Here is a 23,055-nt window from a genome sequence, read left to right as displayed (position 1 = left end):
ATAGAGCTCCTCTCATTCTATGGAAGCAGCAGCACTTTAAATGTACTGCCTTCACCTACAGTGCTATGAACCTCAATCGTTCCCCCATGCAGCTCCACAATGGAACGAGTGATGGATAATCCCAATCCTGCGCCGCCGCTCCTGCGCGCCCTCGAGGAATCGATTCGGTAGAAACGATCAAACAAATGAGGGAGATGTTCAGGTGCAATCCCTGGCCCATTGTCATGAACAGCAATTTCGACACCTGCATCCGTCTTTGCTAACGAAAGCGCTAGCTGTCCAGTCAAAGGATGCGTATGCTGAACGGCGTTGTGAAACAAATTGAGGACGACCTGTTTGATTTTATCCGGATCATACAGACAACGGATCTGGGGTTCCAATGTAAACGTAACGGTTCTGTCTCCTGCCAGTAGACGAAGCTGGGGCTCCATCTCATGCAGCATCTCATCAAGCAGTCCTTCCGACTTTTGAAAAGATGGCGTTCGATCCAACCGAGCAAGCAGCAGCAGATCTTCAACTAGCTTATTAATCCGCACGGATTCACCGTGCATGCTCTTCAGCGCTTTCAGCAGTTGCTCCGGTTGTTGATACGCTCCGCGAAGCAGTACTTCCAAAAAGCCATGAATGGAGGTAAGCGGTGTACGAAGCTCGTGCGAAGCATCCGCAGCGAAGCGGCGCATTTGCTCTTTGGCCTCCTTTTCCGCCTCAAAAGAAAACTCCAGCCGCTCAAGCATACTATTGAAGGAAGTCGATAATCGGTCAATCTCCACCTGCCCCTGATGCGCAGGGAACCGCTCGCCCAGATTACCTGAATCAATCTGTTTCACCGTATCCACCATATTCGAAAGCGGCACCAACGTCCGCCTTAACACGGGCAAGAAGCCAAGCAACCCTACAATTAATGCTGTCATGGACAATAGTAGAAAGGTGAACAACTGACGGAGCAGCAAAGCTTTAATCGGTGCTGTGCTCGTACTCGCCTGAATAAGTCCTTGTACGCCTTGGGATCTCTCTCGAATTTGATGAAAGACAATCATCTGTTCATTGCCATCTTTATCCTTCATGATTTGGTACGGGGGCTTGTCTTTCGATTTCAATAATTCCTGATATTCTTCCTTCGTAAGCTGCAAAGGAGCCGTTACATTTTCTGAAGACAACTGCTTGTAATTCCCTTCACTATCGATCAAAGCAATGGATAAATCAGGAACGAAAATTCGGGGAAACTCCCCTCCCGTATTGTCCGAACGGTTACTCCCATTAGAGTCTCGTCTAGGCATAAAAGGATTCTGGCCTCTATCCGGAAAATCCCCTGCTCGCTGCCACGTATTAGGAGGTAACGTCGCAAGCTGGTTGCGAATCGTCTCCGCCTTGTTCTTATACAGAAATTGCTGCATGAAAATATATTGGAACACCCCAATCAGCAGCAATAACACAGACATCACCAACAAAGACCGCGAGAGTAACTGGAATTTCAGCGAACCGGTAACAAAATGCTCGGCAAACCGGCCCCGCCTTTTCATGTTAAATCCATCCGATAGCCGGCGCCGCGAATCGTGCGGATCAGCTTATGTTCTTTATCGCCAAGCTTATCGCGTAAGGAGCGAATGTACACCTCAACGATATTCTCTTCGCCACCGAAGTCATAGCCCCATACTTTATCGAGAATCATCGATTTGCTCAATACAAGTCCATGGTTAATTGACATAAATTTGAGCAGCTCATATTCCGTAGGAGATAGCTCCAGCACGTTGTCATGCAGGCTAATTTCCTTGCGCCGATCATCCATGCGTAGTGGTCCAATAATCACTTCACCGAACAAGTTCGGGAAGTGGTTGCGAATCCGTGCATAGATACGAGCAAGCAGCTCCTCAAAACTAAATGGCTTAATCATATAATCATCGGCCCCAAGCGTAAGTCCCTTGACCCGGTCATCGACTTCATCCTTAGCCGTGAGCATGATAACCGCGACATTTTCCGTCTTCTTAATCATTCGACAAACTTCGAACCCGTCCATCCCCGGCATCATCACATCCAGAATAGCGATATGCGGCTGAAACTTATTGCAAGCTGTGATCGCACTAATCCCGTCCTGAGCCGTCATAACCTCAAACCCTTCATTCGCTAAACCCAACTCCAGAAACTCTAAAATATGAGGCTCGTCATCAACGAGCAGAATTTTAATACCTTTTAATTGGCGCATAGTTTAATCCCCCCGAAGTTCATTGTACACGTTTTCTACAGTCAGTATCCCATATCCTCCCTAAAAGCAATCTGAGCGGTTGCTGAAAGGTTGCTGAATGTTCGACTTCCAATCGAATAAGCCGGACCCTGAGCGGATCCGACTTTTTATCCCTGCCTATTCAGTCACACGACTCGCTTTCGCAGCTTCTCCTTCCCCAATTCTTTCTGCAAAAGAATATCCAGATACGCCAGCAACTGCGGGCGAAGCTCCTCTCTCTGAAGACCCAGCTCCACAATCGCCTTCATATAACCGAATTTATCTCCGATATCGTAGCGATCTCCTTTGAGTTCAAGCGCCATCACCCCTTCCTGCAGGCACATCTTGCGCAGAGCGTCCGTCAGTTGATACTCGTTCCCCGCTCCTCGCTCAATCGTTTGCAGCACTTCGAATATGGATGGTTTCAAAATGTACCGGCCCATAATCGCCATGTTCGATGGCGCTTTATTCGGTGAAGGCTTTTCCACCAAGTCGCTGACTTGGTAAGTACGATTATGCTGCGCGCCTGCCGCGATAATCCCGTATTTGCTCACATCAGCTTGCGGAACCTGCTGCACACCGACAACCTGCTTGTTCGTCGCTTCAAAAACCTGCATCATCTCCAGCAAAGATGAAGTCTCGGAATGCATAATGTCATCCCCAAGCAATACAGCAAAAGGTTCGTCTCCGATAAATGGCTCGGCACAAAGAATGGCATGACCCAGTCCAAGCGGCTCCTTTTGACGAATATAATGGATATTAGCCATGTTCGAAATGCTTTGAATTTCTCTTAGCAGGTCCAACTTCTCCTTCTCGAATAGCATCTGCTCCAATTCAACGGACTTGTCAAAATGGTCCTCAATAGACTTTTTATTGCGACCAGTGACGATCAAGATGCTTTCAATACCGGCTTGTACAGCCTCCTCGACAATATATTGGATGGCCGGCTTATCGACAATGGGCAGCATTTCTTTTGGCTGTGCTTTCGTCGCTGGCAATATGCGAGTACCCAGTCCCGCTGCGGGTATGACGGCTTTTTTAATTTTCATCTTATACCACTCCTTTTTCCATTGTTTTCGAAGTCTGTTCATACGATTCTCTTGATTCTTCGTTCTTTTTTCTTCATACCGTGACAATCGCGAACGATATATAAAGGGCGGCCTTTGGATTCATCATAAATGCGTCCAATGTATTCACCGACTAGGCCAAGAATGATCAGGATAAAGCCGCTCAAGAAGAGCTGCATAATGGCAATTCCATTCCAGCCTGCCACAGCTGTCTCTGTGAATAGTTTGAGATAAATGATGACTACTAAGTAAGCCAGGCCCGAAATAGAAAGCATACCTCCCAGATAGGTAGCCAACTTCAATGGTTTGATCGAAAAAGAAGTGATTCCGTCCATCGACAGCTTGAGCATTTTCTTAAGTGGATACTTGGTTTCCCCAGCGGCACGCTCATCTCGCACATATTCGACGGCTGTTTGGCGGAAGCCGACCCAAGATACAAGGCCGCGGACGAAGCGGTTCTTCTCCGTTAACCTGCTCATTTCATCGCAAACTTTGCGGTCCATGAGGCGGAAATCGCCTGTATCCACAGGGATGGCAATATCCGTAGAGGCCTGCAAGATGCGGTAGAACAAATGCGCCGTCTGCTTCTTGAAGAAGGTCTCACCCTTGCGCTGCGTACGCTTGGCGTAGACGACGTCATACCCTTCTTTCCACTTCGCAATCATCTCCAGGATGAGCTCTGGCGGATCTTGGAGATCGGCGTCAATGACGACGACCGCATCTCCACTTGCATAATCCATGCCTGCTGTAATCGCGATCTGATGACCGAAGTTACGGGAGAAATTAATGAGTTTTACGCGTTCGTCTTTTGCACTAAAGCCTTGGATGATCGCGGCTGAATTGTCGCGACTTCCGTCGTTGACGAACAACAGCTCATATGGAGCGTCGGTTCGGTTCATCACTTGCTTCAACCGCTCGTATGTTTCTTGAATAACAGCTTCTTCATTGAATACAGGAATGACAACAGAATATCGCACATACTCAGTCATAGGGTTTCCTCCTTCGTTTTTGCTTTGAATTATAGGGAATCAACATTGATTTCGTAGAGCGTTCCGGAGCCATTCATGCCTCCGCCAATAGGTCTGTCTTGTCCGTCCCGACCATCTCGGCCATCACTCGTGCCATCATCTATTTGCTGATTTTGGGATTGCCCAGCTTGCATTGAGGCTTGGCCTTGCTCACCTTGCTGCGTTTGTGTAGTCCCCGACTGGTACTCACTCTTCGGAACTTCGGTACTATGCGCTTTGATCCAAGTCGTTAATTCCGAGCTGGAACCGCCGCCGCCACCAAATCCGCCAGAAGAGATCAGGAAATATTTAATTTCTTTGTTCTGAACCATTTCTTTCAACTTATCTACCGTGAGAATGGGGTCAGAGCCTGAGAATCCGCCCATCGCCATCACCGCTTTGCCGGTTTTTATAATATATGAAGAAGCTTCCGTCGCTCTAGAGACAGCGAACAAGTACGTCTCTCCTGTGTTGTTTTTGGTCACGTAATCTAACAGTTTCGTGTTCACTTCGCTCGATCCCCCCATGCGGGAGCCGCCCATTCCTGAGCCTTGCTTCAAATTCGGTCCAGCTTCAGGAAGCATGCTGTTTCCGCCATAAAGGAGCGGTGTGGCAGCCCAATAGAGAGGCGCTGCAAGCAAAGCCAACAATCCGAGAATAGCTGTCGTATGAGCAAGTTTCTTTTTCTTAGAAGCGAGCACAAGAATCAGGACTGCAGCCGCTCCGGCCGCGCCTACACCAATTGCCCATCCGGCGCCAATTTGACCCTTATAAGGTGTAATAATGTACAATTCGAAAGCTGTCGTCACCGCGATTGCTGCGGGTAACAGCCACATTTTCCAAGAAGCTCTCTCACGGTAAAGGTTCCAAAGCTCGGTCCAACCAGCTCCCACCAAAGCCGAGATCGGCGCGGCCAACATGATCAAATAGTACTGATGGAAAAAGCCTGCAACACTAAAGAACGCTGCTGCTGGGAGCAGCCATGCTAACCAGAATAAAGTTTCAAACTGTTTGGCAGTCATCGGTTTTTTTCTGCGAATCCCTACTAATAGCGCGAGAACGCCGAAAGCTGCGAAAGGAATGAGCCAGCTGATTTGACCGGAAAGTGCCGATTGGAACAATCGCAGAGGTCCTGCCGTTCCGGTATTGAATGCACCACCGCCACCGTTTCTACCACCTGGAGCTCCGCCGGGTCCACCGCCATCCGGAAATCCTCCGGGACCGCCTTGACCGTCCTGCATCGCACCGGAACCATCCGTTCTGCTGCCGTTTTGGGTCAAACCATCGCCACTTGTCGCATTCGTTCCGTCTTGGGCGCCGCCATCTCCTTGCGGCATTTGACCGCCGTCCGGTCTCGCGCCGCCTCCACCACCCGGTCCTTGATTACCCGTCAAACGGGATACACCGTTATAACCAAAAGCCAGCTCCAGCACAGAGTTCGTCTGACTGCTTCCCATATAAGGACGTTTATCCGCCGGGATCGAATCTACGATGACTGCCCATGATAACGAAAGTGCGATAAGCACAGCCGAAGCGCCTGTAAGCACCTTCAGCTTGCTTTTCCAATTCACTTTACTAGCAAATAAGTAGAACAAATAAAAAGCCGGAATGACCATGTAGGCTTGAAGCATTTTCATATTAAAAGCCACACCGATCATGCCAAATGCCCCTACAACCCAGCCCCACTTGTTGCCGCGAATACCGCGAAACAGCATCCATGTTGCAAGTACAAGCGTGAAAACCAGCATACTGTCGACATTATTCGTACGGCTAACCGCCGCGGCGATCGGGATACAAGCAAAGGCAAGAGCGGCTAATCGGGCTGACATTTTGCCAAACGTAGGTTTAATAAGGATGTACATCAACAGAACGGAACCAACACCCGCCAACGCTTGAGGCAAAATCACACTCCAACCATGCACCCCGAATACATACGCGCTTATCGTCTGAATCCAAAATGTAACCGGCGGCTTATCTACTGTCACATATCCGGCCGGATCGAAGGAAGCAAAGAAAAAGTTATGAAAGCTCTGCAGCATACTCGTTACAGCCGCGGTGTAATACCCATTCACTGTTTGGTCCTGCCAAACGTTAAACATGTTCAGAAAAGCCGCTAATAAGGCTATCGCTATGAGAATATAATCGATTTTTCTGCTTTTTGATGTATTCATCTTCTCTTGCACTCCCCATTAAATATTTCATCGCATAAGATCGTCTTCCGTGTTTCTCGTTTACAGGTACAACTTTACCCACCCCTGCTGAATTCCAGCTGAACGCACACTGAGCGTTTCTTGAAAGCATTCTGAGACATAGCTGAATAAGCCAGATCGCTGCGTTCTTGGTCAGCGTCCAACTTGATTTTTCAGTAATCTTTCAGCCAATTATCAATTGAATCTCAGATAACGCTTCTATAATAGGACCATAATCTTCAGGACACGAAAGAAAAGAGGAAAACCTTATGGAGCGTATCACACAGTCCTTGCATCCGTTTCATTTCCAAACTATGGAGTCAACTATCGAGATGCTGCTCCACTGTGAAGAGAAAGCTAGTCCTCTAATAAATCAACAAGCCATGGATTGGTTTCGAAGCGTGGAACAGCGTTTCAGCCCTAATCTCGCTGACAGTGAAATCAGTCTTCTGAATACATTAGCCGGCGAAAATTGCCTGGTTTCTTCTACGATGTTAGAGGTGCTTTTTCTAGCTGAGGCTTATCAAGCGATAACGGATGGGAACTATATTCCTCTCCTGCAAAAAGGTGCGCCCGTGGGCCTCGAGAAAGCTCCTGCGACATTAGAGTGGGAAGTAGATCCGGCAATGAAATCAATTAAGCTTCCCGATCATACAACCATCGATTTAAGAGGGATAGAACAGAGCTGGTCTATTAAACGGTTAGCTGGATATTTGCAAAAGAACATGTCGCTTGATCAAGGCCTAATTCTAGCCGGAGGGGATATCACGGTATGGGGACGCGGCTCTCAGAATCTGGACCCTTGGGTCATTGGCATTCAAAATCCTTGGAACGCGAACGCCAAACTGGGCGCCATCGCCATGCCGGAGGGCTCCCTGTCCACTTACAGTCCATATGAGGATAAAACGTCTGCCCCTGGCAGCGATATCGTCCAGTGCACGGTTGTTGGTCAAGATATAGTTGAGTGCCAAGTTTGGGCAAAAATAATGTGTACTCTTGGTGTCGAAGAAGGGCTTGCGCTGCTTGCCAAACGCACCTCTGTTTGCGAAGCTGTTATGCTCTCCACTAATCAGGAACTGCATTACTTTGGAAAAGAATCATCTCTGAATAGAAGATGGCTGGATATGCACATTGACCATTATCACTTTCAGGATGTATTGTCTTGGGATATTTACGATTAAACACAGGTCTTAGCCAATACTTTTCCAATTCGGCCGTTTATCCACATTCTATCGATTTTTATCCACAGAACCCTTACAATTTATTCACAAAATAATCTATTTTATCAACATGTTATCCACAGCCTGTGTGCATCTTTATTGTTTTCCTCATTAAAAACCGATATAATCCGATCGCTAGCACCCTCCTACTTTGAACTAGACACGTCTTGCATGCTATGATGGTGTCAAAATATGCGATGTAGGGGCTTTATTCGAATGATATATGATGTAATTGTAATTGGCGGCGGTTCCGCTGGACTCATGGCCAGCATTTCGGCGAGTATGGATGGCGCGAAGGTGCTTTTGGTGGATAAAGGGGACAAGCTGGGGCGAAAGCTCGGGATATCCGGCGGTGGCCGATGCAACGTAACGAACAACAAAGACATGGATGAATTGATCAAGCATATTCCAGGCAACGGGCGCTTCTTATATAGTGCTTTAACCCATTTCAGCAACAAGGACATCATTGATTTCTTTGAAAATCTTGGCATCCGCTTAAAAGAAGAGGACAACGGTCGCATGTTTCCTGTCAGCGACAAGGCCAAAACCGTCGTAGACGCGTTGATCGGCCAAGTTCGCAGGCAAGGTGTCGAGATCCGGACGAACAGTCCGGTCAAGATGGTCTTGTACAAGGACGGCAGCGTCCAAGGCGTCCGTCTACAGTCCGGCGAAACGATGAACAGCAAAGCTGTCATCATTGCTTCCGGCGGATGCTCTGTCCCGCATACCGGCTCGACAGGAGACGGTTATGCTTGGGCTGAAGCTGGTGGCCACACCATCACGCAGCTCTTTCCGACCGAGGTTCCGTTAACCTCGAAGGAGGCTTTTATCCGCAGCCGTGAGCTGCAAGGGCTTTCCTTGCGAGACGTGACACTTAGCGTGTGGAACGCCAAAGGGAAGTCGATCATATCCCACCGCGGCGATATGTTATTTACGCATTTTGGTTTGTCGGGACCGATTGCGCTGCGCTGCAGTCAATTCGTTGTGAAAGAGCTCAACAAATCGGAGCGCAAAGAAGTACTGCTCACGGTAGATCTTTTCCCCGATCTAAGCACGGACGAAGTTTATAACCAAAGCATGGCTCTCGCCAAAGCTGAAGCTAAAAAAGCGATCAAAAACGTGCTTAAGCCTCTTTTATCCGATCGATTAATCCCGATTATGCTCGAAAAGTCTGGCTTAGACGATCAGCTTACGTACGACAACATCCCGAAGCAAAAATGGCTCGAGCTGTGCAAACTGATGAAAGCCTTCCCCGTTACCGTCAAAGGAACCCTCTCAATAGAGGAAGCCTTCGTTACAGGCGGCGGCGTTCAGCTTAAAGAAATCGATCCGAGTACCATGCAATCGAAGCTAGTGAACGGGCTTTATTTCTGCGGTGAGATTATCGATATTCACGGGTATACAGGCGGTTATAACATTACCGCGGCATTTTCAACTGGGTATATGGCTGGTAAAAGCGCCGCTCAGCAGGTATAAAAAGAAGGACCCGCATCCTAAGATGAAGGTCCTTCTATCTTTTTAGAGATATAGATTAAGCAGTAGCCAATTCGAGGTCCTCTTCTTCATCGCGATCAAATGCTGCACGATCGAATTCACCCTCAGACTCAGCCACGAGCAATGCTGTAACGGTTGTTCCTGTAGCATTAACCGCTGTACGACCCATGTCGATCAGTGCTTCAACACCAAGCACCAGACCCATACCTTCCAAAGGTAAGCCTAAAGCTGTAAGTACAACTGTTGTCGAAATCGCAGCTGGACCTGGAACGCCGGCCACACCAATGGAGGAAACCACGCTAACCAAGATAAGAATCAGGTACTCGGAAATGCCAAGCGGAAGATTGTATACCTTCGCTACGAAAATCGCCACAACCGCCGGCCAGACCCCGCCGCAGCCGTTGAAGTTCATAGTTGCCCCAAGCGGTGCCACAAAGCTGGCAATACGCGGTGATACACGAAGACGCTTCGTGATCACTTCCAAATTAACAGGCAGCGTTGCATAACTGCTGCGTGTTGTGAATGCGACAGCAATCGTCGGATACGCCTTTTTGAAGAATTTGATTGGGTTTACTTTTGCCACGAAAAGAACCAAACCACCGAAAATCAACACAAAGTGAATGATCAAAGCTACATAAGAAGTTAGAATGATTTTAGCCAATGGAGCTAATGTGTCCAAACCATATTTTGCAGCCATAGCTGCGATCAACGCGTACACCCCATAAGGTGTCAAACGAATAACATACTTAACTACTTGGTGGATCACAGTTGTTGCTGACGTAATAAACGATTTAACGGCTGCTACACTTTCCGGCTTTTTCGAGCCGACGTGTACAATCGCTACAGCAACAAAAATCGCGAAGATCAGAACCGGTACAACTTTCCCCGTCGCCATATCGTTAATTGGATTGGAAGGTACCAAGTCGAGAATAACCTGTGAAAACGTAGGGATTTCTCTTGCTTTGAAATCTTTCGGCACAGCCTGTGCAATTCCGTTACCTGGATCAATCGCCAAAGCGACAACCAATCCGATCAGCGCCGCGATTCCTGTTGTTAGCAAGAACCAACCGATCGTTTTCAAACCCAGTTTACGCAGCTGACCTAGACTGGATAACGATGAAATACTGTTGATAACTAGAATAAGTACTAAAGGCATAACGAGCATTTTGATCAAATTGACATAGATCGTTCCGATCGTGCTCACACTTTTATATTGGAGCCCCAGTTGATTAAAGACGACCCCTGCTACTAAACCAAGTCCTAAACCAATGAAAACGCGGCTACCAAAGCTAACCCTTTTTTTCGCCAAAAAGACGAGGACCCCGATAATGATAATGGATACGACTAAGCTGACCCAGTTGGTTTGAAATGCGGTCACTAGGTTGTTGTTCATTAGAATCATCTCCTTAATTCCTACGATGTTACTCGGTTTTATGGGATAAGAATATGACAATAAACGGAAGCTGTCAATCACTAATTTTCAAAAAAAACGAAAAAGCCGAACTATCCCCTAGAAAAATTGAGATTTAATACGGCTTTTAGACGATTAATTAAAATTTGGAAATGAAATTACATCGTATGTTGGTCATGCACAATGGCAACTAGATACCACTGAGTGCCTGAGCTTTCGTAAACAAGCCGCAGACTGGTCCAATCCATCCCCTGAAACTGCGGGTCTAGGCCGGGATAATGATATTCTACCGTAATCGCTGATGTCGTGGGATAAACACTAAACACATTATTAATCATATTCCCTTTGCCGAGAATAATGTTATAACTGATTTGCGGAGCGGCTGCAAAATCTTCGTTATAAACGAATTTATCCCAATAGTTGGTGAAAGTCAGATCAATGGGGTCACCGGAACCATCGTAGTCACCCCAGTGTGTAGTGCTGGTATTTGCCCATAGGGCTGCAAGCCCGCTGCCTAGAACCTGGACATCATTCGACACATGAATATAGGAATATGGTGAGAATTGAACACCTTTCTTCGGATGGATCAGCTCTGCGAGCTTTTTCAGATCCTTCTCTTTTAGCGCTTGGATCGTTTCTTTCGTTCGGTTTTCGATTGCTTTTTTCGCGTCCGCTTCTTTGGCGTACGAAGTTGGACTTGGTTTGACACTAGGAGCAGGAGTAGTCGTTGTGCTTGGTACCTGTGCGGTAGAACTCGGTGTAATTGTTGGTGTCGGAGAGATTGGCGTCGATGTTGCAGAAGGAGAAATTGTCGAAGGGACCGCTGATGTCGGTTGCGGGCTACTACTGTTGCTTATGCCCGTGGCACCTTTTGTTTGCTCACCTACACAACCCGTCATCATACCCATTATTGCTGCCACCAAAACCAGCTCCACCATGCGCCTCATCCCACTCACTCCTCCACAAATTTACTTCCTTATCTCACCAGACGCTGTATCCACAAATTCACTTCCTTATCTCACCAGACGGTATAATAAGGGAAAAGGTTACTTATTCTGTCGTATCTACAATAAAAAGGCGCATGCCTAGATCGTATTGAAAAGTGAAATTGTAAGCTGAATAATCGGCTTACCCAGTCCTTTGGCGAGAGTTGTTGCGAAGGTTGAGTTGATGATTCGCTAAGTCATCGAATGTTTAAACACTCGATGACTTAGCTCCGTGTGTTGTTGTACTTTATACAACAATAAGCAAGCTAAATCCACTTTATACATGCGAATGTTGCAGAAAATACAACAGTTTCAGCCAAAAGTGGCTCTATCGCCAATAAAAAGGATAAATTATTGTACAACATACAACATTCTGAGCTTTCCGGGGAGAAATTAAGAAATTGTTGTACGCCGTACAACTTACCTTCCTTAAATTCCCCAATTTCCCCAAAAATCCAGATAGGAGAATGCAAAAAAACACTAACCTCGTTCGGTTAGTGCTTGGGAGCATCCACTGGATGAGTGGACATATGAGATTGTGAGGGTTGGCGGGGCTGCTCGGCCGCGGGCGTGAGTTAGCGATGTTTTTCATCGCTATGACTCTGTTTTCGCGCGCCACGCGCGGTTTTCACCCCTCATAAGGATGATTTTCATCCTTATGGTCGGGGTTGCTCGGCCGCGGGCGTGAGTTAGCGATGTTTTTCATCGCTATGACTCTGCTTTCGCGCGCCTCGCGCGGGGTTTACCCCTCATAAGGATGATTTTCATCCTTATGGCCGGGCTGCTCGGCTGCGGGCGCGAGATAGCGATGTTTTTCATCGCTATCTCTCTGTTTTCGCGTGCCACGCGCTGGTTTCACCCCTCATAAGGATGATTTTCATCCTTATGGTCGGGTTGCTCGGCCGCGGGCGCGAGATAGCGATATTTTTCATCGCTATGACTCTGCCTTCGCGCGTCTCGCACGGGTTTGAACCCTCATAAGGATGATTTTCATCCTTATGGCGGGATTGCTCGGCCGCGGGCGCGAGATAGCGATGTTTTTCATCGCTATGACTCACTGTTCCGCGCTCCCCCCGCAATCGCGCAGAACTCGCTCACTCCAGCGCATCTGCGCTGGCTCCCCCACCCGATTTCACAGCCGGATACCGGCGCTGAAATGGTCGTAGTCGTCAGCGGACGGGTCAAAAGCCGCCTCGTCCTCGCTCGGCACCGCATCGGTCACGGCCGATGCGTTCACCTCGGCGTAGCTCTCGGACCAATCCTCATTCACGGTGTGGGCCGGAATGCGGATGGAACCCTCCAGATCGTAGGCCATAGCGTATACCGCTGACTCTGACTCTGCCTGGGGGCGCTCCACTAAGCGTCCGCCGTGTGACTGCGCAATTTCTAGCGCAGATGTTATTTCCTGTTCATCAAGATGGATGTGCACCGTAGACTTCTCTCCGCCCAGTAATTCCGGCTTGTAGCCAAGCTCGTCCAGCGTATCAAGCGCAAGGAGCGCATCCCGCTCCTTTTCAAATTCAAAAAATATAGGAACAAAGCTCTTCATCGCACAGCATCCTTTCTTCCTCAACATGCAAAGTATGCCATTATCATCTGCATATTGCTCCCACATTATTCTACTCTGACAGCTTCCTGCACGAATGCCAGCAGCTCCGCATGATACTCCGGCACAGCAGCCACCAAGTAAACGGCCTGTCCCATCTCTATCCCCACTTCGAAGCTTACACTTTTACCCGCATTTTCACCTGCACTTGTACTTGCATCTATGCCTGCACTTGTCACTACACTTGCACCTGAACTTATCCCCGTACTCGCACTTGCACCTGAACTTACCCCAGCACTTGCACTTACCCCCACATCCCCAAGCATAGCAACCGGATTACCAGCGAAATCCGTCACCTTCACGCCTGCCTCCTGAGCGAGCAGCAAGCCCGCGTACAAATCCTCACCTTCGGAGTTGTACAGCACGACACCGTGCAGGTCGCCTCTGGCGAGCATCGCCCAGGTCAAGGATGGTGCCCACATGCGCAGCACTCTTTTAACCGAATGCTCTAGATGATGCCTTATTCCCAACGCTTTATGATCGTGCTTGCCAACCCCATGGCCTTGAATCCATGAAATTGTGGACTTGACCAACGGGCCTTTCGGCTTCGCCTCAAGCTTTACATCCTCCTGCCAAGCACCTTCGTCCTTAACAGCAACATAATTTAACCCCAAAGCCGAGTCACGGATTACTCCTAGGACAATTTGCCCTTGATAGCTCAAAGAGATGCAAACGCCATAAAGCGGCATGCCCAAGGCGAAATTATTTGTTCCATCCAACGGATCGACATGCCACACCCAATCGCTGACTGCCCCTCCTTCACCTGCTTCTTCACTATAAATACGATGACTCGGAAACACCGCCAGGATGTCTTCCACAATCAAACGATCCGTCTGAACATCCACTTCGGTGACCAGATCTCCACGATCATCCTTATGCTGAATAGTCAACTTACCTCCAAAACGCTCTCTTGCCAGCTCTCCTGCTTTCGTTGCCGCATTAACAGCAACCTCTCTTGCTAATGACCACTCGTTACGATTCATTCATGTAGTCCCCTTCATGTAATCTAGCATTCCTCCTATTTTACCATATCTTCCCTGCGAAAGTTGTCTTAAAAGCAGACTGCTGCATTGACAAACCGCTTCAACATAAGTGATAATATAGCAAAATCAGAAGCGATCTAGGATGTCGAAAGGGGCAATACGAGTATGGTTAAGCATCATCAACACAAGATTTTGGATTGTACGATTCGGGACGGCGGTTTGGTGAACGATTGGGATTTTAGCGTGGAATTTGTCCAAGACATGTATCGCGGTTTAAGTGCAGCCGGTGTAGAATATATGGAAGTTGGTTATAAAAACTCCGAAAAGCTGCTTAAAGGCGGAGCGTCCGGTCCTTGGAGATTCTTGAATGAATCTTTCCTTCGTGAAGTTATTACCAAAAAGACGGAAACGAAACTATCTGCTCTCGTAGATATCGGCCGTGTCGATGAGAACGACATTTTGCCTCGTGAGGACAGCTTACTTGACCTGATCCGCGTTGCTTGTTACATCAAAGATGTTGATAAAGGACTTGAGCTTGTTCAAAAATTCAATAACATGGGCTACGAAACGTCACTTAACATTATGGCTCTTTCCCATGTAATGGAAAATGAACTAATTGAAGCTTTCGAAGAAATTAACAAAAGCCCTGTTGACGTTGTCTATATCGTAGACTCCTATGGCAGCATGGACCATAATGACATTGACTACCTCGTAACGAAGTTCCAACGTCTGCTTCCTGAGAAAGAACTAGGTTTGCATATGCACAACAACCTGCAGCTTGCTTTCGCAAACACAATTGTTGGTGCTTCCAAAGGCGTGACTTTCCTTGATTCCTCCGTTTATGGAATGGGACGCGCAGCAGGGAACTGTACGACGGAACTTCTTCTTAGCTATTTAAAAGGAGCACGCTACGACATTCGTCCCGTGCTTGAAATTATCGAGAAACACATGATTACTATGCGTCAAAAATGGGATTGGGGCTATCTCATTCCTTACATGATCGTAGGAGCGCTTGATGAGCATCCACGTACTGCTATGGCTCAGCTTAGCTCAGATGAAAGAAATAATTTTGTAGATTTCTATGATCGATTGACTTCCGTAGAGACCACTCCAATTATTCATAAAAACTAATTATTTAAATTGAAAAAGACCCCTTATCGACTGTTCTCAGAGGCTTTGGCCTTCAGATCTATCGATAAGGGGTTTTTCCTATGCCCTCACCTTATCATCATTTGACGATTTTGGCGGATACGACGTAGTCTTCTGCATACGCACGGTCAATGAGGAAGATGAAATCCTCTTCTTCTCGGCGATACGGATTTTTTTTACGGAACACTTCAATATACTCACTCTCGATTAACTCTGTACAACCCTCGTCTGCGTAGATCAATCCATCTTCTAAACGTTTTAGCGCCTCAACCATAACCTCCCGCGAATTGAGCTCCCCTTGAATCTCCACAAAGACTCTTGTGGTAGCATCGTGGTCTTGCAATAAAATCGCTACTTTCTGGTTGGATTTGATGCGCACCTTCTTTTTCGGAGATATACTCATCTGTCCTACTCCTTCGTCAGTCTTCTATGGTTATTTTATGTCACAAAGGATGAACGCGGACTAGGCTAATGAACGCTAAAGAGACATTCCCCAAAGACTGCGCTTTTCACCTATGTATGTAAATGTACCGAATAGAGAAAATAAAGAACGAATCGACACCGCTGACCATCAGTGAGCCGTTAGGAGTGAAATCTATCCGCCATGAGCCGCATATTGCTAATTGAGGACGAAGAACGCATCGCCAGGGTGCTCCAGCTGGAGCTAGAGCATGAAGGCTACGAGGTACATACAAGAGCAGATGGGCGCTCTGGACTGAATGCAGCCTTAAATGAGTCAGAATGGGAGCTGATCCTGCTTGACGTCATGCTGCCGGAGCTCAGCGGTCTAGAGGTGCTGCGCCGCATACGTCAGTCAAATGCTACCGTTCCCATTATCCTGCTGACGGCACGCGATGCCGTCCCGGACCGAGTCAGTGGACTTGACCAAGGCGCTAACGATTATGTGACGAAGCCTTTTGCCACGATCGAGCTGCTCGCCCGCATTCGCAGTCTCCTTCGCCAAAGAAGCCTGCAGGACCAGTCAGCTGAGCAGCCACATTTGCTTAAAGTAGATGATCTAACCATGGATTTAAAGAGTAGAGCCGTTACCCGAGAAGGCACACCGATCGAATTAACGCCTACGGAGTTTGATTTACTGCGCTTCCTGATTCAGCACCAGGACGAAGTGATGTCGCGGGAGCAGATCATTTCAGAGGTTTGGGGATATGATTTCGTTGGAGATACGAACGTGGTCGACGTGTATATCCGATATTTGCGGCAAAAGGTGGATAAGCCCTTCTCTTCTAAGCTCATTCAGACGATACGCGGTATTGGCTACTTGCTGAAGGTTGAAACCTCCTCAAGCAAAGAAGCGAACGATTCAGCCGGTGAATCTAACCCCAAAGACGGGCAGACACCCTCATGAGCCTTAAGCTTAAAATCACATTATGGGTTTCTGCAGGATTAATGTTGATTCTTTTTTTCAGCTTCACTTTTGTCTACTATATGTTCATTCGGGTCACGACCAAGGGCGAGTTGGAGCTGCTGAAGGATAAAGCCCGTACCTTGATTCTGAAGGATTTACCTAGTCATCCTGAGTATTGGTTGAATAACTCGCAGATGGAAGAGCTCCTCATTCCGCAAGAAATGGTGCGGTATATTGCTCCAGATTCAAAGGTTGTTCACCAAATTTATTCCGACCCTAATCTGCTCCAATTTTCTCCAAGTTATGTAGACAAAGAAACGGTCATCATAAAAACAGCGCCCGACGGAATTTTTATATTCGTGAAAATGCCTGTGTTCAAAGAAGGGCATCAGGTTGCCATTTTAGAAATTGGTCGCAGCATGAGAAGGTTGGGCGAGTACTCCCGTATGCTCATCTCTATTCTTTTATTAACTTCCATTGGTGCGCTGATCCTATCTCTCCTTGGGGGTTATTTTTACACGAATGTGCTCTTTCGTCCGCTTCAACAATTAGTTACCACGATGCAAAATATTGAAAAAAGCGGTTCATTTAGACACATCCCCTTGCCCGACAAGCTCACGAATGATGAATTAACCATGCTTAGTGCAACTTTTAATAGAATGATTGATAGGCTGCAAGAAATGTTTCAAAAGCAGGAGCAATTCCTTGCGGATGCCTCACACGAGCTGCGCACGCCGCTCACGATCATTGAGAGCTACGCTAGCTTACTGCGAAGATGGGCTTTCCGTGACGATAAGCTGCGTGAAGAAGCGCTCGAAGCCATCATCTCTGAATCTACCCAGCTGAAGATTCTCACGCAAAACCTGCTTTCCCTTACAGATAAGGAGAAAGAAGACTGTGAACAGAAGATCACCTTCGACCTCCTTCCGATCGCCCAGCAAACCGCAGCTTCACTTAGAGTTATGTCTAGCAGAGAGATCGAGGTGCAGATTGACCAAGACCTCAAAGAGCTTCATATGAACGGAGACCCTTCTAAGATCAGGCAGCTTCTCATTATTTTGTTAGATAACGCACTGAAATACAGCCAGCTGCTGGTCGTGTTAAAAATCGGCGTCACTGAGAACACCTGGGTCACCATCGAAGTCATTGATCAAGGCATTGGCATTGCGGAAAGCGACTTACCGCATCTTTTTGACCGCTTCTATCGGACGGATAAAGCAAGGAATCGCAAGCAAGGCGGTGTGGGTCTGGGACTAGCTATTGCGGAGCATATCGTTCAGAAGCATGGGGGGACCATTCAGCTCAAAAGCTGCTTAGGTCAAGGAACTTCCGCATTGATTACACTGCCAAAAACGTGTGAATAAAAACATTATAATCCATCGATGCATCAATCACTGCAACTTCTCGTGCTCGCCGCGTTCTATAGTCAAAATTAGGATAACCCTCAGCCATATGGCTTGAGGGTTTTTGTTTTTCACCTAGGAGTATGCTGACCCGTTTTTCAGCACTACTGACTCGCTAGTAACGGATGTACGCCTCAACATAGTCCTCCTTCAAGCCTCGCTTGCGCACCTTGATCTGCAGAATACGCTGTTTGTAGCTCACTCTAGCCGTCCTTGGCTGAACAAGAGTCGGAAGCTTAATAATTCGGTTCTTGCCACTGAGAAAACCGGTCAGCTTAATCTGATTGGATTTCACAAACACCTGCATCGCTTTTGGATCTTCATCTTTGGCAATCTCCACTTTAATAATGACATGTTCATGCGTCTCAAAGATTTCAGAGCCCGCATAACTTTGGGAAGAAATACTGGCATCCAGATCTGGCATTGCTTTTTTCAGCATGTCCTGTACATATCCCTCAGCCCACGTCATATTATCTAGAAAGGTCTGCCCTTTTTCAGCGAAAGGCAGCTTTTGCCCAAGGAACTTCTCAACTTGCTCCCACTTTAGCCAAGGATGGCGATTAAACCCGCTCAAGCTCATCACCTCATTTTCACTACAGTATATGTGTCTACTCCCTGATGTGACACCCGAAGTAAAAACAAGGGCACCTCTAGGCGAATACCCTCATATACTATAGTTGTGATAAGCGCAAGGGGGTCGACTATGCCATCTATCGTAGGGAATGTCAAAATCATCAGCGTAGGGCCGAGCTCCGTCGTCCACTTCGGCGATTCCTTTATCATCGCACCTACTAGCTCCTCCAAAACTTTTGCCGGAGCAGGCTCATTTAATACCGGGGATTTCCCTCGCATCTATAATGCCTACAGCACGACCGTAACCAACGATTCTGACCTCATCGAAAATAATGCCAGCGGAATCATCATTTAAAATAAATTCATTTATAACCTGAGCGAGGTGTTCATCCAAAATGAACTGGACCATCCATCAGACCATTATGATTCAGCATTTGAGAGTGGATTCCGTGGCTAACTCCTCTGTTCTGCAAATTGGCACTGCCGGATCAGTCCGATCATTGTCCAATCTGTACAATACAGGCGGCTTTGTTGAATCCGCTCCAGCGCTTGGAGCAAGCCCAACGAACCCAATCTCTCTGGTTCCTTTACCAGCGCCAACTTGATATATACCCCAACTCGGGCGTTACAAACTGATTGAAACAGGAAGGAGGTGCCTATCCTAGATGAATAACTGTATAACTTGGCAGCAATGGGCCCAGCAGGTCTCCGCCTATATTGAAAGGCAGAAACAGCGAATCGATACGCTTGAACAAACCGTAACCAAACTGCAAACGGACCTTAACGCCTTGAAAAATCAGAAGGGCATCCATATCGATAGAATTGAATATAAATTCGATCAACTCAAAGTCGAAAAGCTAGACGGGACCTTAACAATCGGTATCAGCCCCAGCTTACTTGACAATATCGATGACCTCACAGTGAATGGTGCCTCTGTGGGCAAAAATGCTGGAACAGATACGAGTTCTTTTTTTCAGGGGCAAGGACAGGGGCAAGGACAAAGCCAAGGTCAAGGAGGGATAAGTACATTTGAAGGAATTGGTGTAAGAGCACAAGAGCAAGATCAGGGGAAAGGGAGTGCCTCTGGTTTTGGCATTCAGCAGGAAGTTTCCACTGGGATAGCACAATACTTGCAATATGGTATTCATGCTGATATGAACCATCTCGAAAACAAATATCAATTCCCATTGGACGAGGATTACAAAGCCCTCATTATCGATGATATCCGCAAACAGCTAGACACCCGCATTCAGCTATATGTCAATCAGTACCGCGGCGTTGGCTTCAAAGAACCGATAGAGGCCGTGACAACAAGCATCATCGAGAAAACAAAACAAGACATACTCCGTGCAATTGAGAGTTACATATCCAGTTTACCAAGGAAGGAAAGCTAAACTATGTTGAACTTACATGTGGAAAACAAGCAGCTTTTCGTAGGTGATGTGCGAATCATCGGGGTTGCCAGTTCATCTATCTTTCTCATTGGCGATACAGAAGTTGTTTCATTGTCCTCCATGTTCGACACGCCACCTGAATCGGTCATCATTTCTCCTTTCGTACCTCTTCCATCGGAGGGATGACCTATGGTTCGCTTATCCATCGTCGGCAATGTTTTTATTGATGACATTAGCTCGGGCAGTATCATGCATACTGGCGATAACATCAACACAGCGCTAGAAACAACCGTCTTCGCTGTCCAACGCGAAGTTCCCTTCTATTATGGAAATGAGGGGAGCTTCAAAGCTTATCCCTTTTATCGAAGACCCTTTCCCATCCCCCAGCCCCCGGAACCCTTCACAATGTGTGTGGATAACTTAGGTTCATTTATTCGTGTACAGAGCATACGAATTCTTGGCGTTTCCTCTTCCTCTATCTTGCAGATCGGCAGTAATCGGATCACCAGTACCGAAGCCCGTGTCAAAAATATCCGCCAATTCGTCACAGATAAACCCGGCCCCAAAGAACAGACAACCTTTGTCAAACTTGGCAAGGATGAAGGGATTGGTTTCTTCGAAGCACCCTCTAAGAAATAAGAGAACGTTGATGAATGAAGGATTGAATGATTGAATGAATGATTGAAGGGCTATCGTGATTACCAATGTTGTATTTTTTACAACAATTCACACGCCAAAAGACTACTTTGCAACTTGAAGTTGCATTTCGTACAACATTTTGAGCTCATTTGATGCGAAATGGTCTATATTGGGCTAAATTGTTGCACATTATGCAACAATTTAGGGAGAGAGGCGAAATTCAGGCATAAATTGTTGCACTTTCTACAACATCATTCAACAGCTAATATGAATTCAATCATCTAGCAACCTAAACTCTGCATATATGACGATTGATCCCGGTTTAAGACAAATCTATGTGGAGTAAGATGTGTCGAATGAATCGACGGTCTCCGAACTGCAACTTCAAGCTGCAAAATAGCCGGTAGGCGTGATAATTGTTGCAGAAATTACAACATTGGTAACCACACTAGCCCATAATCAAAGCTGCTGAACGTCACTACATCAAATTATCATCTAGCCCAATGCAGGTTAGTACGGCGGCTGCCGGGTATTAGCGACGAAGCAAGGCAGTAGCCTAAGCGCTAGCAGCTGCGGCTAAGCATAACAAAGAACCGCACCCCACTCGGCAAGCCTGAGTAGGGTGCGGTTCTCTGCTAGAGCCGGCTCACTTCGTGAGCAGCGGCTGGGCGCGGCTGAGCAGCGCCGCCATCTCCCCGCGCGTCAGCGACGCGCTTGGATGGAACGTGCCGTCCGCGTAGCCGTTGACAAGGCCATTGCTGCTCATAGCAGCGATGGCCTCCGCCGACCAGTTTCCTGCCGGCACGTCGGTGAAGGACTTCGCAGCAGCTCCGCCGCTGGCCTGCGAAGTCAACTTCAAAGCGCGGGACAGCAGCACACTCATCTGCTCCCGCGTCATGATCTGATCCGGCGCGAAGCGATCGCTGCTGATCCCTTGGATCAGCCCGCTCATCTTCGCGGTCTGGATATCCTGCCACGCCCAGTGGGTGGCAGGAACATCACTGAACGAGGCGCCCATCGCTCCCGCCTCGGCTTTCAAGCCCAGCACGCGCACGATAATCGTCGCGGCTTCGGCTCGCGTGAGCGCCGCGTCCGGCGCGAACCGGTCAGCGGCTATGCCGAGCATCCAGCCTTGGTTCGCAGCGGCCAGCACGTCAGCTTGCGCCCAATGCTTCTGCATGTCGGCGAAGTAAAACCCATCCGACCACAGACTGTAATAGTCCCATGTATCAGACGATTCCTGATTCAGGCTCCAGCTTCCAGTCCCCTTCAAGTTGTACTTGTCTACCAGTTTCAGCTTTTCTTTGAGCGACTGTTCGTTCTCAAACCACACGGTGTAGTCGCCGGGGCCGAGCTTATTCCCATACACACTAGACGCAGCATCAGTGGGGCTTATCGTAAAAGTTGCTACTGGTGATTGGCTAACAGCATCATAACGCACTGTTCCTTTATACATGTCAATCAGGTTCATTAGTGTCTGATCGGATACACCTGAGCCGTTTGCGGCAGCATCTTGATTCCAGTACCGCCCGTAGAACGGAACACCAAGAACTATTTTATCAGCTGGTGCCTGCGTTACTGCGTATTGAATCGATTTCTCGACAAAAGGCAGGCTTGCCACAGGTCCCGGAGTTGGATCTCCAGGATAGCTTTCATCATAAGCCATGACCATTAAGTAATCACTTACCGCGGCTAATGCCTTGTAATCATACAAAGCAATCCAGCTCTTCGTTGTCCCTGTAGGGTTCGCTGCAACAGCCACGGATACTTCCATCCGGCTCGGGAGTTTATCGCGCAGCATTTTGACCATATCCGTATATTTATCCCGGTAGGCTGCATCTACATTCTCAATATCCAAATTGATACCGTCCAACTTATTATCCTCGATAGCCTTTACAATTTGATTCACAAGCGCTTCTCGATTATCAATCGCTTTCTCACCTAGCGTCCTATCGAAATCGTTACTAAGAAAAGGGACAACCCTCTTCCCTCTCGCATGCATGTCGGTTATGAAGGAAGGTTGAAGAGAATCGGATAGCTGCAAACTACCATCTGCCTGGATATTAAAATAACTAGGCGAGACAACATCGAGGGCCTGACCGCTTTTATCCACTTGCGAGGTATAGGAATTTGGACTCCCAAAGAAGAGATAGGACATCGTGAATTTCCCTTGAGACGAGCTAGCTTCAGCTTTAACACTAGGTTCTGAGCTTGTTGCCATTGTCAAAAGCCCCGCGGCGGCTAGTATAATCAAGCATTTGCTCCATCGATTTTTGGCTTTATTCATCGGCCACCTCCCATTTCTAGTATCTAGCTGCTTCTCTCTATTTTGCAAGAAACAATAGGAATG

At 47.5% G+C, this 23,055-nt stretch carries 22 protein-coding genes; 10 read left to right on the top strand and 12 right to left on the bottom strand.

Annotated elements, in window-relative coordinates; translation table 11 throughout:
- Positions 1-17 precede the first annotated feature (17 nt).
- From ACBP55_RS02615 to ACBP55_RS02595, 5 genes are all read right to left on the bottom strand, one after another.
- Positions 18-1,520 (bottom strand): sensor histidine kinase, encoded by a 1,503-nt coding sequence (locus ACBP55_RS02615; RefSeq protein WP_464649551.1) that lies wholly within the window; start codon positions 1,518-1,520, stop codon positions 18-20.
- A complete protein-coding gene (locus tag ACBP55_RS02610) occupies positions 1,517-2,200 on the bottom strand; it encodes a response regulator transcription factor (RefSeq protein ID WP_029198880.1) in 684 nt (227 codons plus the stop codon). The genes ACBP55_RS02615 and ACBP55_RS02610 overlap by 4 nt, the downstream gene beginning before the upstream one ends.
- A gap of 164 nt (positions 2,201-2,364) precedes the next feature.
- Positions 2,365-3,267 (bottom strand): UTP--glucose-1-phosphate uridylyltransferase GalU, encoded by a 903-nt coding sequence (gene galU, locus ACBP55_RS02605; RefSeq protein WP_464649549.1) that lies wholly within the window; start codon positions 3,265-3,267, stop codon positions 2,365-2,367.
- Between the two features lie 38 nt (positions 3,268-3,305).
- Entirely contained in the window at positions 3,306-4,274 is a 969-nt protein-coding gene (locus ACBP55_RS02600; RefSeq protein WP_464649548.1) for a glycosyltransferase family 2 protein, read from the bottom strand.
- A 29-nt stretch (positions 4,275-4,303) separates the two neighbouring features.
- Complete coding sequence (locus tag ACBP55_RS02595; RefSeq protein ID WP_464649546.1) at positions 4,304-6,463, bottom strand: glycosyltransferase family 39 protein; 2,160 nt, start codon at positions 6,461-6,463, stop codon at positions 4,304-4,306.
- A 287-nt stretch (positions 6,464-6,750) separates the two neighbouring features.
- Between ACBP55_RS02595 and ACBP55_RS02590 the strand changes: the two genes are divergently transcribed.
- Positions 6,751-7,662 (top strand): FAD:protein FMN transferase, encoded by a 912-nt coding sequence (locus ACBP55_RS02590; protein ID WP_464649544.1) that lies wholly within the window; start codon positions 6,751-6,753, stop codon positions 7,660-7,662.
- Positions 7,663-7,917: 255 nt separating this feature from the next.
- The gene (locus ACBP55_RS02585; protein ID WP_464649542.1) at positions 7,918-9,177 is read left to right on the top strand and encodes a BaiN/RdsA family NAD(P)/FAD-dependent oxidoreductase; all 1,260 of its coding nucleotides are present in this window, start codon (positions 7,918-7,920) and stop codon (positions 9,175-9,177) included.
- Positions 9,178-9,232: 55 nt separating this feature from the next.
- On the opposite strand, the gene ACBP55_RS02580 is transcribed toward ACBP55_RS02585, so the two are convergent.
- The 4 genes from ACBP55_RS02580 to ACBP55_RS02565 all read right to left on the bottom strand — a co-directional run bounded on the left by ACBP55_RS02580 (position 9,233) and on the right by ACBP55_RS02565 (position 14,181).
- Positions 9,233-10,588 (bottom strand): dicarboxylate/amino acid:cation symporter, encoded by a 1,356-nt coding sequence (locus ACBP55_RS02580; RefSeq protein ID WP_464649541.1) that lies wholly within the window; start codon positions 10,586-10,588, stop codon positions 9,233-9,235.
- A gap of 176 nt (positions 10,589-10,764) precedes the next feature.
- On the bottom strand, positions 10,765-11,553 hold the full coding sequence (locus ACBP55_RS02575) for a hypothetical protein (protein ID WP_464649539.1): 789 nt from the start codon (positions 11,551-11,553) through the stop codon (positions 10,765-10,767).
- 1,171 nt (positions 11,554-12,724) lie between these two features.
- Positions 12,725-13,141, bottom strand: a complete 417-nt coding sequence (locus tag ACBP55_RS02570) for a hypothetical protein (RefSeq protein ID WP_173187019.1) — start codon at positions 13,139-13,141, stop codon at positions 12,725-12,727.
- Positions 13,142-13,206: 65 nt separating this feature from the next.
- The gene (locus tag ACBP55_RS02565; protein WP_464649538.1) at positions 13,207-14,181 is read right to left on the bottom strand and encodes an inositol monophosphatase family protein; all 975 of its coding nucleotides are present in this window, start codon (positions 14,179-14,181) and stop codon (positions 13,207-13,209) included.
- A gap of 165 nt (positions 14,182-14,346) precedes the next feature.
- Between ACBP55_RS02565 and ACBP55_RS02560 the strand changes: the two genes are divergently transcribed.
- The gene (locus tag ACBP55_RS02560) at positions 14,347-15,312 is read left to right on the top strand and encodes an aldolase catalytic domain-containing protein (protein WP_464649537.1); all 966 of its coding nucleotides are present in this window, start codon (positions 14,347-14,349) and stop codon (positions 15,310-15,312) included.
- A gap of 97 nt (positions 15,313-15,409) precedes the next feature.
- On the opposite strand, the gene ACBP55_RS02555 is transcribed toward ACBP55_RS02560, so the two are convergent.
- On the bottom strand, positions 15,410-15,733 hold the full coding sequence (locus ACBP55_RS02555) for a hypothetical protein (protein ID WP_464649536.1): 324 nt from the start codon (positions 15,731-15,733) through the stop codon (positions 15,410-15,412).
- A 201-nt stretch (positions 15,734-15,934) separates the two neighbouring features.
- Between ACBP55_RS02555 and ACBP55_RS02550 the strand changes: the two genes are divergently transcribed.
- Together ACBP55_RS02550 and ACBP55_RS02545 are read left to right on the top strand one after the other, a co-directional pair.
- A complete protein-coding gene (locus ACBP55_RS02550; protein ID WP_464649534.1) occupies positions 15,935-16,696 on the top strand; it encodes a response regulator transcription factor in 762 nt (253 codons plus the stop codon).
- Complete coding sequence (locus tag ACBP55_RS02545) at positions 16,693-18,060, top strand: sensor histidine kinase (protein ID WP_464649532.1); 1,368 nt, start codon at positions 16,693-16,695, stop codon at positions 18,058-18,060. Before ACBP55_RS02550 ends, ACBP55_RS02545 begins: the two co-directional genes overlap by 4 nt.
- Before the next feature lie 154 nt (positions 18,061-18,214).
- Here ACBP55_RS02545 and ACBP55_RS02540 read toward each other — a convergent pair whose 3' ends face one another.
- Positions 18,215-18,673, bottom strand: coding sequence for an Hsp20/alpha crystallin family protein (locus ACBP55_RS02540; protein WP_464649530.1), 459 nt, complete (start codon positions 18,671-18,673; stop codon positions 18,215-18,217).
- Positions 18,674-18,802: 129 nt separating this feature from the next.
- Between ACBP55_RS02540 and ACBP55_RS02535 the strand changes: the two genes are divergently transcribed.
- From ACBP55_RS02535 to ACBP55_RS02515, 5 genes are read left to right on the top strand one after another with little or no spacing between them, the layout of a single operon-like run.
- Positions 18,803-19,027: a spore germination protein gene (locus ACBP55_RS02535; RefSeq protein WP_171644391.1), complete on the top strand. Its 225-nt coding sequence runs from the start codon at positions 18,803-18,805 to the stop codon at positions 19,025-19,027.
- Positions 19,028-19,067: 40 nt separating this feature from the next.
- A complete protein-coding gene (locus ACBP55_RS02530) occupies positions 19,068-19,277 on the top strand; it encodes a spore germination protein GerPB (protein WP_464649527.1) in 210 nt (69 codons plus the stop codon).
- A 60-nt stretch (positions 19,278-19,337) separates the two neighbouring features.
- Positions 19,338-20,066 (top strand): spore germination protein GerPC, encoded by a 729-nt coding sequence (gene gerPC / locus ACBP55_RS02525; protein ID WP_464649525.1) that lies wholly within the window; start codon positions 19,338-19,340, stop codon positions 20,064-20,066.
- 3 nt (positions 20,067-20,069) lie between these two features.
- Complete coding sequence (locus tag ACBP55_RS02520) at positions 20,070-20,252, top strand: spore gernimation protein GerPD (RefSeq protein ID WP_464649523.1); 183 nt, start codon at positions 20,070-20,072, stop codon at positions 20,250-20,252.
- A 3-nt stretch (positions 20,253-20,255) separates the two neighbouring features.
- Entirely contained in the window at positions 20,256-20,705 is a 450-nt protein-coding gene (locus ACBP55_RS02515) for a spore germination protein GerPE (RefSeq protein WP_464649521.1), read from the top strand.
- A gap of 646 nt (positions 20,706-21,351) precedes the next feature.
- On the opposite strand, the gene ACBP55_RS02510 is transcribed toward ACBP55_RS02515, so the two are convergent.
- Entirely contained in the window at positions 21,352-22,992 is a 1,641-nt protein-coding gene (locus ACBP55_RS02510) for a glycosyl hydrolase family 18 protein (RefSeq protein ID WP_464649519.1), read from the bottom strand.
- Positions 22,993-23,055 lie beyond the last annotated feature (63 nt).

This window comes from Paenibacillus sp. WG02, assembly GCF_055396115.1.
The sequence above is the reverse complement of the archived record's forward strand: the minus strand, read 5'-3'. Positions and strand labels throughout refer to the sequence as shown.

What these genes read in the sequence shown, in the direction of transcription:
- ACBP55_RS02600 (WP_464649548.1), bottom strand. Translation starts at nt 4,274, where the DNA reads ATGACTGAGTATGTGCGATATTCTGTTGTCATTCCTGTATTCAATGAA.
- ACBP55_RS02615 (WP_464649551.1), bottom strand. Translation starts at nt 1,520, where the DNA reads ATGAAAAGGCGGGGCCGGTTTGCCGAGCATTTTGTTACCGGTTCGCTG.
- ACBP55_RS02590 (WP_464649544.1), top strand. Translation starts at nt 6,751, where the DNA reads ATGGAGCGTATCACACAGTCCTTGCATCCGTTTCATTTCCAAACTATG.
- ACBP55_RS02555 (WP_464649536.1), bottom strand. Translation starts at nt 15,733, where the DNA reads ATGAGTATATCTCCGAAAAAGAAGGTGCGCATCAAATCCAACCAGAAA.
- ACBP55_RS02570 (WP_173187019.1), bottom strand. Translation starts at nt 13,141, where the DNA reads ATGAAGAGCTTTGTTCCTATATTTTTTGAATTTGAAAAGGAGCGGGAT.
- ACBP55_RS02535 (WP_171644391.1), top strand. Translation starts at nt 18,803, where the DNA reads ATGCCATCTATCGTAGGGAATGTCAAAATCATCAGCGTAGGGCCGAGC.
- gerPC (WP_464649525.1), top strand. Translation starts at nt 19,338, where the DNA reads ATGAATAACTGTATAACTTGGCAGCAATGGGCCCAGCAGGTCTCCGCC.
- ACBP55_RS02520 (WP_464649523.1), top strand. Translation starts at nt 20,070, where the DNA reads ATGTTGAACTTACATGTGGAAAACAAGCAGCTTTTCGTAGGTGATGTG.
- ACBP55_RS02565 (WP_464649538.1), bottom strand. Translation starts at nt 14,181, where the DNA reads ATGAATCGTAACGAGTGGTCATTAGCAAGAGAGGTTGCTGTTAATGCG.
- ACBP55_RS02595 (WP_464649546.1), bottom strand. Translation starts at nt 6,463, where the DNA reads ATGAATACATCAAAAAGCAGAAAAATCGATTATATTCTCATAGCGATA.
- ACBP55_RS02530 (WP_464649527.1), top strand. Translation starts at nt 19,068, where the DNA reads ATGAACTGGACCATCCATCAGACCATTATGATTCAGCATTTGAGAGTG.
- ACBP55_RS02610 (WP_029198880.1), bottom strand. Translation starts at nt 2,200, where the DNA reads ATGCGCCAATTAAAAGGTATTAAAATTCTGCTCGTTGATGACGAGCCT.
- ACBP55_RS02550 (WP_464649534.1), top strand. Translation starts at nt 15,935, where the DNA reads ATGAGCCGCATATTGCTAATTGAGGACGAAGAACGCATCGCCAGGGTG.
- ACBP55_RS02560 (WP_464649537.1), top strand. Translation starts at nt 14,347, where the DNA reads ATGGTTAAGCATCATCAACACAAGATTTTGGATTGTACGATTCGGGAC.
- ACBP55_RS02545 (WP_464649532.1), top strand. Translation starts at nt 16,693, where the DNA reads ATGAGCCTTAAGCTTAAAATCACATTATGGGTTTCTGCAGGATTAATG.
- ACBP55_RS02575 (WP_464649539.1), bottom strand. Translation starts at nt 11,553, where the DNA reads ATGAGGCGCATGGTGGAGCTGGTTTTGGTGGCAGCAATAATGGGTATG.
- ACBP55_RS02580 (WP_464649541.1), bottom strand. Translation starts at nt 10,588, where the DNA reads ATGAACAACAACCTAGTGACCGCATTTCAAACCAACTGGGTCAGCTTA.
- ACBP55_RS02585 (WP_464649542.1), top strand. Translation starts at nt 7,918, where the DNA reads ATGATATATGATGTAATTGTAATTGGCGGCGGTTCCGCTGGACTCATG.
- galU (WP_464649549.1), bottom strand. Translation starts at nt 3,267, where the DNA reads ATGAAAATTAAAAAAGCCGTCATACCCGCAGCGGGACTGGGTACTCGC.
- ACBP55_RS02510 (WP_464649519.1), bottom strand. Translation starts at nt 22,992, where the DNA reads ATGAATAAAGCCAAAAATCGATGGAGCAAATGCTTGATTATACTAGCC.
- ACBP55_RS02515 (WP_464649521.1), top strand. Translation starts at nt 20,256, where the DNA reads ATGGTTCGCTTATCCATCGTCGGCAATGTTTTTATTGATGACATTAGC.